11 protein-coding genes are annotated in these 12,418 nt (G+C 66.2%); 8 read left to right on the top strand and 3 right to left on the bottom strand.

What is annotated here, in order from left to right:
* Nucleotides 1–20 precede the first annotated feature (20 nt).
* From thrS to pdxS, 4 genes are all read left to right on the top strand, one after another.
* A complete protein-coding gene (gene thrS / locus PUN71_RS05330; protein ID WP_277797593.1) occupies nt 21–2,030 on the top strand; it encodes a threonine--tRNA ligase in 2,010 nt (669 codons plus the stop codon).
* A gap of 17 nt (nt 2,031–2,047) precedes the next feature.
* Nucleotides 2,048–2,635 carry an HIT family protein gene (locus PUN71_RS05325; RefSeq protein ID WP_043454492.1) on the top strand — a complete coding sequence of 196 codons (588 nt, stop codon included), beginning with the start codon at nt 2,048–2,050 and terminating at the stop codon, nt 2,633–2,635.
* Nucleotides 2,625–3,248, top strand: coding sequence for a phosphatidylinositol phosphate synthase (pgsA, locus tag PUN71_RS05320; protein ID WP_277797592.1), 624 nt, complete (start codon nt 2,625–2,627; stop codon nt 3,246–3,248). Before PUN71_RS05325 ends, pgsA begins: the two co-directional genes overlap by 11 nt.
* A 137-nt stretch (nt 3,249–3,385) precedes the next feature.
* Complete coding sequence (gene pdxS, locus PUN71_RS05315) at nt 3,386–4,312, top strand: pyridoxal 5'-phosphate synthase lyase subunit PdxS (RefSeq protein WP_043454486.1); 927 nt, start codon at nt 3,386–3,388, stop codon at nt 4,310–4,312.
* A gap of 276 nt (nt 4,313–4,588) precedes the next feature.
* Here the strand turns inward: pdxS and PUN71_RS05310 are convergent, their stop codons facing one another.
* Nucleotides 4,589–6,601, bottom strand: coding sequence for a M3 family metallopeptidase (locus PUN71_RS05310; RefSeq protein WP_277797591.1), 2,013 nt, complete (start codon nt 6,599–6,601; stop codon nt 4,589–4,591).
* A 159-nt stretch (nt 6,602–6,760) separates the two neighbouring features.
* Here PUN71_RS05310 and PUN71_RS05305 point away from each other — a divergent pair, with 159 nt between their 5' ends.
* Nucleotides 6,761–8,122 (top strand): ferredoxin reductase family protein, encoded by a 1,362-nt coding sequence (locus tag PUN71_RS05305; RefSeq protein ID WP_277797590.1) that lies wholly within the window; start codon nt 6,761–6,763, stop codon nt 8,120–8,122.
* 10 nt (nt 8,123–8,132) lie between these two features.
* Here PUN71_RS05305 and PUN71_RS05300 read toward each other — a convergent pair whose 3' ends face one another.
* Both PUN71_RS05300 and PUN71_RS05295 read right to left on the bottom strand, forming a co-directional pair.
* Nucleotides 8,133–8,867, bottom strand: a complete 735-nt coding sequence (locus PUN71_RS05300; RefSeq protein ID WP_277797721.1) for a type 1 glutamine amidotransferase — start codon at nt 8,865–8,867, stop codon at nt 8,133–8,135.
* Nucleotides 8,868–8,884: 17 nt separating this feature from the next.
* Nucleotides 8,885–10,177: a MurT ligase domain-containing protein gene (locus tag PUN71_RS05295; RefSeq protein WP_277797589.1), complete on the bottom strand. Its 1,293-nt coding sequence runs from the start codon at nt 10,175–10,177 to the stop codon at nt 8,885–8,887.
* Nucleotides 10,178–10,268: 91 nt separating this feature from the next.
* On the opposite strand from PUN71_RS05295, the gene pdxT reads away from it, so the two are divergent.
* The 3 genes from pdxT to ruvC all read left to right on the top strand — a co-directional run bounded on the left by pdxT (nt 10,269) and on the right by ruvC (nt 12,385).
* On the top strand, nt 10,269–10,979 hold the full coding sequence (pdxT, locus tag PUN71_RS05290) for a pyridoxal 5'-phosphate synthase glutaminase subunit PdxT (protein ID WP_277797588.1): 711 nt from the start codon (nt 10,269–10,271) through the stop codon (nt 10,977–10,979).
* 3 nt (nt 10,980–10,982) lie between these two features.
* A complete protein-coding gene (locus PUN71_RS05285; RefSeq protein WP_043454466.1) occupies nt 10,983–11,738 on the top strand; it encodes a YebC/PmpR family DNA-binding transcriptional regulator in 756 nt (251 codons plus the stop codon).
* 68 nt (nt 11,739–11,806) lie between these two features.
* Nucleotides 11,807–12,385 carry a crossover junction endodeoxyribonuclease RuvC gene (ruvC, locus tag PUN71_RS05280; protein ID WP_043454463.1) on the top strand — a complete coding sequence of 193 codons (579 nt, stop codon included), beginning with the start codon at nt 11,807–11,809 and terminating at the stop codon, nt 12,383–12,385.
* Nucleotides 12,386–12,418 lie beyond the last annotated feature (33 nt).

The raw sequence follows: 12,418 nt of genomic DNA, 5'->3' as shown, positions 1-12,418 counted from the left end.
ACATTGAATAGGAGACACCCGTGTCAGATGCCCAGCAGATCACCCTTCTCGTCGATGGCGAAGAGACCAAGGTGACTACCGGGACCACCGGTGCGGAACTCTTCTTTGAGCGCCGTGACGTTGTTGTTGCCCGCGTTAACGGGGAGCTGAAGGACCTGGACCAGGAACTTCCCGAAGGCGCCGAGGTGGAAGGCGTCACCATTGACTCGCCCGACGGCCTGAACGTACTGCGCCACTCCACCGCGCACGTCATGGCCCAGGCCGTGCAGCAGCTGCGCCCGGACGCCAAGCTTGGCATCGGCCCCTACATCACCGACGGCTTCTATTTCGACTTCGACGTCGCTGAACCGTTCACCCCCGAGGACCTCAAAACCCTCGAAAAGATGATGCAGAAAATCATCAACCAGAACCAGAAGTTCGTCCGCCGCGTGGTCAGCGAGGACGAGGCCCGCGAAGCCATGAAGAACGAGCCCTACAAACTCGAGCTCCTGGGCAAAAAGAACGATGCCGCCGAGGCCGGCGAAGGCGTCAATGTTGAGGTCGGCGCCGGCGACATCACCATTTACGACAACGTGGAACGCAAGGAAGGCGCCACCGTTTGGTGCGACCTTTGCCGCGGCCCGCACCTGCCCAACACCAAACTCATCTCCAACGCCTTCGCCCTGACGCGGTCGTCGTCCGCCTACTGGTTGGGCAACCAGAAGAACCAGCAGCTGCAGCGCATCTATGGCACCGCGTGGCCCACCAAGGAAGCCCTCAAGGCTTACCAGGAACGCATCGCCGAGGCAGAGCGCCGCGACCACCGCAAGCTGGGCTCTGAGCTGGACCTGTTCTCCTTCCCGGACGAGCTCGGCTCCGGCCTGCCCGTCTTCCACCCCAAGGGCGGCATCATCCGCAAGGAGATGGAGGACTACTCACGCCAGCGCCACGTCGAGGCCGGCTACGAGTTCGTCTACACCCCGCACATCACCAAGGGCCACCTCTACGAGGTCTCCGGTCACCTGGACTGGTACAAGGACGGCATGTTCCCCGCCATGCACGTGGACGCCGAACTCAACGAGGACGGCACCGTGCGCAAGCCCGGCCAGGACTACTACCTGAAGCCGATGAACTGCCCCATGCACAACCTCATCTTCCGCTCCCGCGGCCGGTCCTACCGCGAACTGCCCCTGCGGCTGTTCGAATTCGGTTCCGTCTACCGCTACGAGAAGTCCGGCGTGGTGCACGGACTCACCCGGGTCCGGGGCATGACACAGGATGATGCCCACATTTACTGCACCCGCGAGCAGATGAAGGACGAGCTCACCAAGACCCTCACCTTCGTCCTGGACCTGCTCAAGGACTACGGGCTGAACGACTTCTACCTCGAGCTCTCCACCAAGGATCCCGAGAAGTACGTCGGCGACGACGCCACCTGGGAGGAGGCCACGCGCACCCTTGCGGAGGTGGCCCAGGAGTCCGGGCTGGAGCTTGTGCCGGACCCGGGCGGAGCGGCCTTCTACGGTCCCAAGATCTCCGTCCAGGCCAAGGATGCGCTGGGACGCACCTGGCAGATGTCCACCATCCAGCTGGACTTTAACCTGCCCGAGCGTTTCGAACTGGAATTCCAGGCCGCCGACGGCAGCCGGCAGCGGCCCGTCATGATCCACCGTGCGCTCTTCGGCTCGGTGGAGCGCTTCATGGGCGTGCTCACCGAGCACTACGCCGGTGCCTTCCCCGCATGGCTGGCTCCGGTCCAGGTGGTGGGCATCCCGGTGGCGGAAGCGTTCAACGAGTACATGTTCGACGTCGTGGACCAGCTCAAGGCCGAGGGCATCCGCGCCGAGGTGGATACGTCCTCGGACCGGTTCCCCAAGAAAATCCGGACCGCCAGCAAGGACAAGATCCCGTTCGTGCTGATCGCCGGCGGCGACGACGCTGAAGCCGGCGCCGTGTCCTTCCGCTTCCGCGACGGCAGCCAGGACAACGGGGTGCCCGTCGCCGAAGCAGTGAAACGGATTACCGACGCCGTCCGCAACCGGACCAGCTAGCCGAACGGAAGCAGCAAGTGCAGGAGAACACAGGCGCAGGGTATCCAGGCGATGCCGGCGTTACCGACGATTTCGCCCTCGCCGGTGTCCCGGACGCCTTCCAGCGCCTGTGGACTCCGCACCGCATGGCCTACATCAAGGGCGGGCAGCACCAGTTCAAGAACCAGGATGACTGCCCGTTCTGCGTAGGTCCTGCCCGCACGGACGAAGAAGCACTGATCGTCCACCGCGGCCGGACCTGCTACGTGGTGCTGAACCTGTTCCCGTACAACCCCGGCCACCTGCTGGTCTGCCCCTACCGGCACATCCCCGATTACACAGACCTCACCGTGGAAGAAACAGCCGAGTTCTCGGAGCTGACCCAGACGGCGATGCGGGTGCTGCGCAAAGTATCCAACCCCGGCGGCTTCAACCTCGGGATGAACCAGGGCGTCGTTGGCGGGGCCGGGATCTCAGCCCACCTCCACCAGCACATCGTTCCCCGGTGGGGCGGCGACGGCAACTTCTTCCCGATCATCGCCCAGACCAAGGCCATCACCCAGACCCTTGACGAGGTCAGGCAGCAGGTGGCCGACGCCTGGCCCGGGGAGTCGCATGCTGAATAGGCATGCCCGCGGCTTCTTCACCGCGCTGTTCACCCCACTGGCCCGCTGGCTCCTCAAAATCGGTATATCGCCCGACGCTGTCACCATCCTCGGTACTGCCGGGGTCGCGGCCGGCGCCCTGGTGTTCTACCCCCTGGGCCAGCTCTTCTGGGGCACCCTGTTCATCACCGCCTTCATCTTCTCCGACGTCCTGGACGGCATCATGGCCAGGATGCAGGACGTCAAGAGCCGCTGGGGCAACTTCCTGGACTCCACCCTGGACCGGATCGCGGACGGGGCACTTTTTGCCGGCGTATCCGTCTGGTTCTTCACCGGCGGAAACAACACGGCCATCGCCGTCGCAGCCCTACTGTGCCTCGTCCTGGGAATGGTCGTCTCCTACGCCCGTGCCAAGGCGGAGTCGCTGGGATTCAGTGCCAACGTAGGAATCGCGGAGCGCGCCGAACGCCTGGTCTCCGTCCTGGTGGTCACCGGCCTGACCGGCCTGGGCCTGCCGCCAGTGGTGCTCCTGGTGACGCTGGTCCTCCTCGCCGCGGCAAGCCTCATCACCGTGGTGCAGCGCGTCATCTCGGTACGCCGGCAGTCGCTGGCGGAACCGACTCCGGCTGATTAAGCCTGATTAAGCCGGCCGGCCGGCGGGGGACTAGTATATAAGTGCCCGGTCAACGGACCCGGCAATCCGTGCGTGCTCACCCGGCAGCTGCCGCCGCATGCCCGGCGAAGATCATCTGTCTACCCATAGGGGTTTTTGTGTCTACACCTGATGTAAGCAACGAGGCCGGTTCGTCCGCGAACAGCGTCACGGGCAGCAGCCGCGTGAAGCGCGGCATGGCCGAGATGCTCAAGGGCGGCGTCATCATGGACGTCGTCAACGTCGAGCAGGCCCGCATCGCCGAAGACGCCGGTGCCGTGGCAGTCATGGCGCTGGAACGCGTTCCGGCCGATATCCGCGCCCAGGGCGGCGTGTCCCGGATGTCCGATCCGGACATGATCGACCAGATCATCGACGCAGTGTCCATCCCGGTCATGGCCAAGGCCCGCATCGGCCACTTCGTCGAGGCCCAGGTGCTGCAGTCCCTCGGCGTCGACTACATCGACGAGTCGGAGGTCCTCACCCCGGCCGACTACGTCAACCACATCGACAAGTGGAACTTCACCGTCCCCTTCGTCTGCGGCGCCACCAACCTCGGTGAGGCCCTGCGCCGCATCAACGAAGGTGCGGCCATGATCCGGTCCAAGGGCGAGGCCGGTACCGGCGACGTCTCCAACGCCACCGGCCACATGCGCAAGATCCGCTCCGAGATCGCCAAGCTCTCCTCGCTGCCCGAGGACGAGCTCTACGTGGCGGCCAAGGAACTGCAGGCCCCGTACGAACTGGTCAAGGAAGTCGCCGCTGCCGGCAAGCTTCCCGTGGTGCTGTTCACCGCCGGTGGCATCGCCACCCCCGCTGACGCGGCCATGATGATGCAGCTCGGCGCCGACGGCGTCTTCGTCGGCTCCGGCATCTTCAAGTCCGGCAACCCCGCCCAGCGCGCCGCCGCCGTCGTGAAGGCCACCACCTTCTACGACGACCCCGACGTCATCGCCAAGGCCTCCCGCGGCCTGGGCGAAGCCATGGTGGGCATCAACGTCGACGAGATCCCCCAGCCGCACCGCCTGGCCGAGCGCGGCTGGTAACTCTCTCCTTGTGGCGCCTTCTGGCGCCTGGCGGCGCTGATCCTCTGCCGTTCGACTGCCTCTCCATAAACTCGGCGCCGGCGCGCCTCCTTCATGGAGCCTCTGCAGTCTCTCTTATTAAGCCAAGAGAGTTACGTGCAATTGTCGCCAGCTAGTAATTACGACGCCGGTTCCCCGCCTTCTCTGGTGGGGGACCGGCGTCGTTCTCTTAAATCGGTTGCTCCGTAAACGTCGTTTTCGGGGCTCTGAACGACAAGTGCTCTGCAATCGATGGGGTTACTCCAAGCCCCGGCGCTTGAGCAGCGGCTCGAGGCCGGCTTCGCGGCCCCTCAAGATGCGGAAGGATTCCAGCGGGTCGCGGCTGTTGCCGCGGGAGAGGAGCTCCTGCCGGAACCGTTCCCCGTTGGTTCTGGTGAGGCCACCGTTCTCCTTGAACCAGTCCACGGTCTCCGCGTCCAGGACCTCGCTCCAAATGTACGAGTAGTAGCCTGCCGCATATCCCGCCCCCGAGAAGATGTGCTGGAAGTACCCCGTGCGGTAGCGCGGTGGAATCAGCGGGTGGGCGATTCCCGCGGCGGCCAGGGCCTTGGCCTCAAACTCCAGGGCGTCTTCCGGGATGGTGCCAGGCTCCAGGGTGTGCCAGGCCAGATCAAGCAGGGCGGCGCCCAGGTACTCGGTGGTGGCAAAGCCTTCACCCCACAGGCGGGACTCTTCCAGTCGGTCCACGATGTCCTGGGGAAGCGGCTCGCCGGTGACGTGATGGCGGGCGTAATTGGCCACCACCTCGGGCCACATGATCCACATCTCGTTGACCTGCGACGGGTATTCGACAAAGTCCCGCGGAACGGCCGTGCCGGAAAAGCGGGGATAGGTGACGTCGGAGAGCAGGCCATGCAGTGCATGGCCGAACTCGTGGAAGAGCGTCCGGAGCTCGTCCAGGGTCAGCAGGGTCGGTTCACCGGCGGGCGGCTTGGAAATGTTGAGCGTGTTGATCACCACGGGCCGGGTGCCCAGCAGCGCCGACTGGTCCACCAGCGAGTTCATCCAGGCGCCGCCCCGCTTCGATTCCCGGGCATAGTAGTCGCCCAGGAACAGACCCAGCTCCGTGCCGTCCCCGTTGCGGACTTCCCAGATGCGGACGTCCGGGTGGTAGCCGTGGAGGTCTGTCCGCTCCTGGAACGTGATCCCGTACAGCGCTGTGGCCGCGAAGAACACGCCGTCGGTGATGACGCGTTCCAGTTCGAAGTACGGTCGGAGCGCCTGCTCGTCGACGTCGTACTTCTCCCGCCGCACCTTTGCCGAGTAATAGGCCCAGTCCCATGGCTCCAGCGGGTGTCCGGCAACCTTTGCCAAAGCTGCGGCCTCGGCGTCTGCGTTGCGGACCGCCGCCGGCGCCATCCGGTTCAGCACGGTTCCCACCGCCTGGAAGTCCGGCGCTGTCTGGCGGTCCGCCACCAGTTCCGCGAAGTTGGCGAAACCCAGCAGCTGGGCCTTTTCCGCCCGGAGCCTGGCCATGTCGATAGCGAGGTCCAGGACGTCCAGGCTGCCGCCACCGGTACCGCGGGCCACCGATGCTTCGAAGAGGCGGCGGCGGACATCCCGGTTTTCCAGCGCGGCAAGGGCCGGCTGGTTGCCGGGCTGGACCAGGGAGAGCAGGTATCCCTGGCCATGCCCGGCGGCGCGGGCCGCTTCCGCGGCCTTGGCCACATCGCCGGCCGGCAGGCCCGCCAGGTCTGCGCCGTCCTCCAGCAGGAGCGCGGCAGATTTCATTCCCTCCTTGACCCGCTGGCCGAACTCGGTGCCCAGGCGGGCCAGTTCGGCGTTGATGGCGCGGAGCCGCTCCTGGTCAGGTTCGTCCAGCTGGATGCCGGACTGCCGGAACTCCTTGAGGTACTCGTCCACCAGGCGCACGGATTCAGGATCGCAGCCATCAGTGCTGAGCGCGGCAAAACGCCCGTACAGGGCACGGTTCAGGAACACCTCATCCTGGTGCGCCGAGAGGCGGGGCGACAGCTCGGTTTCCAGTTCCCGGATCTGCGGGGACGCATCCGCCGAGACCAGGGTGAAGAATGCTGCGGCGGCCCGGTTCAACAGCTGCCCCGAATTTTCCATTGCGAGGGCCGTGTTCCGGAACGTTGCCGGCTCCGGGTTTCCGGTGATGGCCCGGATCTCCTCCACGTGTGCGGACAGTCCGGCGTCGAAGGCTTCACGGTATTGCTCCACGGCCAGGCCTTCGAAGGGAGGAAGGCCGTAGGGCAGGGGACTGGCGGCGAGAAGGGGGTTCGTCATGGGCTAAACCTTTCACAGCCGGGCAGCCATCTCAACGAAGGAAACCCGGCCGTGTTCCCAGCAAGCATCCCTACAATTACGGCTAGGCGGCCCGTCGCGGACCGCGCGGCGCCTTCCGGCAGGGAGGCGAACGGGCCGGCACGATGAAGGGACGCTGGGATGGCCAAAGAGGGCACGACGCCGGTAACCACCATCCTGGGAATGCCGTTCCGCTGGGTGGGGCCGGCCGCAGTTGTGGTGCTGGTGGGCGCGTATGGCATCTTTTGGTTCCTGGTGCGTCCCGCGGGTGAACCGGTCCTGGGGCATGCCGGGCAGCTCCTCGGTGGTGAGTCCGTGCTGCTTTACTCGATCGCGATGGTCCTCATCAGCACCCTTCCCCACGTCGAACCGATCTTTGGCGGCATCGACCATGCCGCCATCTGGCACCGCCGGGCAGCGGTAACGGCGACCATCCTGCTGCTGCCACACCTCGAACTTGCCTCCAACCCGGATGCAACAAGCCTGGGAAAGACACTTGCCGTGGTGGCCGTCTGCGGACTCGCAGCACTGGTGGTGTGGGCCGTCCTGCCACGCTGGCGGACCATGCTCCCCGCGCCCGCCCGGCGTGTCGTCCTGGCGTCGCTTGCCACCCGGCCCGTGCAGCTGGCGGCACGGTTGCTGGGCGGCTACGAACGGTGGCGGGGCTTCCACCGGCTGACGGGGCTCTTCCTGGCCGCCGGATTCCTGCACGGCCTGCTCGATGCCAGCGCGTTTGAGGCTGTGCCTGCCCTTCGATGGAGCTACGTGGCCATCGGCGGGACAGGCCTCGGGTTCTACGCCTACCGCGAACTGCTGGCGAGGCATTTCCTGCTACACCACGACTACCAGGTGTCAGCAGTCCGGCCGGTCGCGGCGGACCTGGTGGAGGTGGCACTGCGCCCCCTGGGCCGCCCCCTTCAGTTCAAGCCCGGCCAGTTCGCCATGGTCTACCTGGAAACAGCGGACGGCTGGCAGCGGCACCCGTTCTCCATTTCAGGACCTGCACCGGAGGGCGGGATCAGCATCACGGTCAAGGCCCTGGGCGACCACACCACCAGGCTCCCGGACGTGGTCCAGCCCGGGATGCCGGCTGTGGTGGGCGGCCCGTACGGCCGGTTCGACCGCCACCACGGCACGGCCCACCAGGTCTGGATCGCCGGCGGGGTAGGCATTACGCCCTTCCTGGGTTGGCTCCGGGCGCTGGACGGAGAACTGCAGGAGGATGTCCACTTCTTCGTCACGTCCGCGGGCCCGTCCCCCTTTGCCGGCGAGATCGCCGCCGCCGCCAAAAGCCAGCCCAGGCTTAGGGTCCATTGGGTGGATACCGCGGCGGGCGGGCGGCTGACACCCGAGGCGGTGCTGGCTGCAACCGGTACCGAGCCGCGGCTGCTGTCCGTGTTCATGGGCGGCCCCGATGCGATGCTGCGGCAGTTCCGCAAAGCCTTCCCGGCAGCGGGGGTCCGCAGGGCCAACATCCACCGGGAGTATTTCCAGTGGCGGTGACCCGGCGGCGTCAGCGGGGGCGGCGCGCCGCGTGCTCCCGGGCCAGGACGGCGAAGCTGTCGTCAGGGGTGCCGGGAGAGAAGCTTCCGAACTTGCGTTCCGCGGCCGTGCGGATGAGGAAGTCTGCGATGGCGGGGTTCTTGGGCAGCAGGGAGCCGTGCAGGTAGCTGGCAACGATGTTGCGGTAGCGGGCACCTTCATGGCCGTCGCTGCTGTTGTTGCCCGTTCCCTTGGCCACCGTGCCAAGGGGCCGCACGCCGGTGCCCAGCGTCGTCTGGCCGCTGTGGTTTTCGTATCCAAGGACCTCGCCGAATTCCTCGGTGGCCACCTTGACGTTGCCGATCAGCCGCTCATCGGTGCCGTGGGTTTCCACGTCAAGGACGCCGATGCCGGGAATCACGGAGCCGGTCCGGGTCTTGAAGAACCGGCCGAAAAGCTGGTACAGGCCGCAGATCAGCAGCATCGGTGCACCGTCCTCGGCCAACTCCTTGAGGTCGCCCGCCCGGGCCTGCAGGTCGTCCTGGATGACCAGCTGTCCGCTGTCCTGCCCGCCGCCGCCAACGATGATGTCGACGTCCGCGGGGAAGGGATCACCCACGTTGTATTCGAGCAGTTCGGGGGTGTACCCGTGCCACTGGATGCGCCGCTGCAGGACCAGGGCATTGCCCCAGTCGCCGTAGATGTTCATATCCCGCGGGTACAGCTGCACCACGCGGAGGGTGCCTTTCGACTGGCCGCCCGCCATCGCCGCTTCTGCCGGATTCACGAGACAACCTCCACGGTGGTGATTTTGGACAGTTCACGCCGGATGGCCAGCATCGCCGTGTAGGTGCAGAAAATCCGCTTGGGCTTGCCCTGCCCCTCCCGGATGAAGGCGGCAAGGGCATCAGGGATGTCGGTGTCCACGGCACCGACGGGGACTTCGTCGTACTGCAGCCGCAGGGCCATGTCATAGGCGCGCGAGCCCGTGAGCGTATCCACCCCGCCGTCGCGGAGGGAATCGAATTCGACGTCCCAGAGCCACGACATGTCCCGGCCGTCGGCGTAGTTGTCGTTGATGGCGATCATGGTGGCGTAGCCGCCGGCGGGGAAGGACTTCAGCCCCAGCCGGAAACCGCTGGGGTTCTTGACGAGCACCAGGTCCAGAGGCTGGCCGTCCACCGTCAGGCTTTCGCCGCGGCCAAAGGCGGGAGCCACCTGGGAGAGTGCGTGCAGCAGGGTCTCGTGGTTGGCGGTGGCGGCGCCTCCGCCGCAGATGCTGCGGGCCAGCGTCAGCGCGGCAGCCGCGTTAAAGATGTTGTAAACCCCGCGCAGCTTCATCGCCGTGGTGACCGTACCGCCGTCGTACTCGAATTCCGCGCTGTCCGCGCCGACTTTGCGGAGGACGACGTCGGCAGGCGGCTTTGCGGGCAGTCCCGCCGGGGCGGGGCTGCCCGGAGCGGCCCGCATCTCGTCGTCGTTCGGAAAGGTGGCCAGCAGGGAATCGTCCAGGCCGAAGTACCTGACGTCCTGTCCCGTCAACGTGTCCGCGATCCGGGCAACCCGCGGGTCCTCGCGGTTCAGGACCACAGTTCCGGTGGTCTTGGCGGCAATGTGCTGCAGCAGTTGTGCGGTCTTGTCGATCTCGCCGAAGCGGTCCAGCTGGTCGCGCAGGACGTTGAGGAGCAGGCAGTACCGGGGCGGGACGCTGTTGACGAAATGGACGGCGTGGGCTTCGTCGAGTTCGAGGACTGCAACATCCGCATCCAGCCTGCCGCGCCAGTCCACCTCACCCAGGAGGGCCGCCGCCACGCCGCGGGTGAAATTGCTGCCGGTGCGGTTGGTGAAGACCTTCAGTCCCTGGCTTTCCAGCAGCTCCACCACCATCTTGGTGGTGGTGGTCTTTCCGTTCGTGCCGCTGACCACGGCAACCCCATGCGGCAGTGTGGTGAGCGTGCGCCGCATGAAGCCGGGATCGATTTTTTCGACCACCAGGCCGGGAAGTGCGGACCCGCCGCCCCGCAGCCGGGACACCCCGCGGACCAGCTTGCCGAGCGGAACACTGAAGAAGACCATGTTTTGAATATATCCCAGCAGCGGCATGCAACCTTTGCCGGCTGCCGGTCCGCCGCACCGGCCAGCGGTACCGGACCCGTATGCTGGAGGGATGACAAATCCCCCTTCTGCCGCTGCCGCGGGCGTGGGCTCAGGCCTGCGGGTCGGTGTCCTGGCCCTCCAGGGAGACTTCCGCGAGCACCTGCGCGCCGCGGAAGCCACCGGCGCGCACGGCGTGGCTGTCCGCCGCCCGGAAGAGCTGGACGGCCTGGACGGCCTCATCATTCCCGGCGGTGAATCCACCACCATCGACAAGCTGGCCCGTGCCTTCGAACTCGCGGACCCTTTGCGCAAGTACATTGCCGAGGGCCTGCCCGTCTATGGCTCCTGCGCCGGCATGATCCTGCTGGCCTCGGACATCGCCGACCCGGCCACTGACCTGTCCGGTGCACCGCAACAGACATTCGGCGGCCTGGACATCACCGTCCGCCGCAATGCCTTCGGGCGGCAGCGCGAATCCTTTGAAACCGACCTGGACTTCAAGGGGCTGGACTTCAGTGCCACCGAATCCGGTGTTGAGCCTGTGCACGCCGTCTTCATCCGCGGCCCATGGGTGGAGCGGGTGGGTCCGGACGTCGAGGTCCTTGCACAGGTCGAACCTGCCGACCCCGGCCACGCGTCCCACGCTGTCTCGCTCCCGGGGACGGCTAGAATTGTGGCAGTGCGTTCCGGCCAGCTGCTGGCCACCTCCTTCCATCCGGAAGTGACCGGCGAGAAACGCGTACATGAACTTTTTATCCGAATGATCAGAGGAGAAGCGTAAAGCATGTCAGGCCACTCCAAATGGGCGACGACCAAGCACAAGAAAGCCGTTATCGACGCCAGGCGTGCAAAGTCCTTCGCCAAGCTGATCAAGAACATCGAAGTCGCCGCCCGCATGGGTGGGCCGGACCTCGCCGGCAACCCCGGCCTGGAACTTGCCGTCACCAAGGCCAAGAAGACCTCGGTCCCCAATGACAACATCGACCGCGCCATCAAGCGCGGCGCCGGCCTCACCGGTGAAGTGGTTGATTACACCGAAATCATGTACGAGGCCCGCGGACCGCAGGGCTCGGCCCTGCTGATCGAGTGCCTCACCGACAACAAGAACCGGGCGGCCTCCGAAGTGCGGCTGGCCATCTCCCGCAATGGCGGCACCATCGCCGACCCCGGGTCCGTCAGCTACCTCTTTACCCGCAAGGGCGTGGTGAACCTGCCCAAGAACGGCCTTGCCGAGGACGACGTCCTGATGGCCGTCCTCGACGCCGGCGCGGAGGAAGTCAAGGACAACGGCGAGAGCTTCGAGATCCACTCCGAGCCGGGCGACCTTCCGGCCATCCGGGAAGCACTCAAGGAAGCCGGCATCGAGTACGACACCGACGAGGTGGAGTTTGTGCCCTCCATGCAGGTGGAGCTGGACGTTGACGGCGCCCGTAAGTTCCTGAAGCTGGCCGACGCCCTCGAGGACCTGGACGACGTCCAGAACGTCTACAGCAACGCCGATTTCAGCGACGAAGTCCAGGCCGCCCTGGAATCCGAGTGACGTCCGGCCTTGCCAGCTGACCTGCTGCCGCGGCTGGAAACGTCTTCTCCGGCCTGGATGGGGCGCAGGTGAGCCTTCGTGTCCTGGGCGTGGACCCCGGTCTCACCCGCTGCGGCATTGGCGTGGTGGATGTCGAACGGAACCGGCGGGCCACCATGGTCGCGGTCGGGGTCGTCGGGACTTCGCCGGACGAAACCCTTGACCGGCGCCTGCTGGTGATCGCCACCGCCATCGACGAGTGGCTGGACCGCTACGAACCGGAAGTGCTCGCCGTCGAACGCGTTTTTTCGCAACTTAACGTCAGCACCGTGATGGGCGTCGCCCAGGCCTCCGGCGTGGTGATCGCGGCGGCGGCCCGCCGCGGAATCCCGGTGGCGCTGCACACGCCGTCGGAAGTCAAGGCCGCCGTGACCGGAAGCGGGTCTTCGAATAAGGACGCGGTGACCAAGCTGGTCACCAAGATCCTCCGCCTTGACGCTCCGCCGCGGCCGGCCGACGCCGCTGACGCCCTGGCGCTGGCCATTACACACGCATGGCGGGCCGGCAGCGGCGCTGCGGTGGCCACCACCGGCCCCGGCAGTTCCTCGCTGACTCCCGCCCAGCGCGCGTGGGCCGAGGCGGAGGCCAAGGCGCGCCGCGCACGCTGATTGTCCTGGCTGCTTGCTAGGGTATTCGTAGAT

Source organism: Arthrobacter sp. NQ7 (assembly GCF_029581595.2).
Classification (GTDB): Bacteria; Actinomycetota; Actinomycetes; order Actinomycetales; family Micrococcaceae; genus Arthrobacter; species Arthrobacter phenanthrenivorans_B.
Note: the sequence above shows the minus strand (reverse complement) of the source record. Positions and strands in the feature narration are given on the sequence as shown.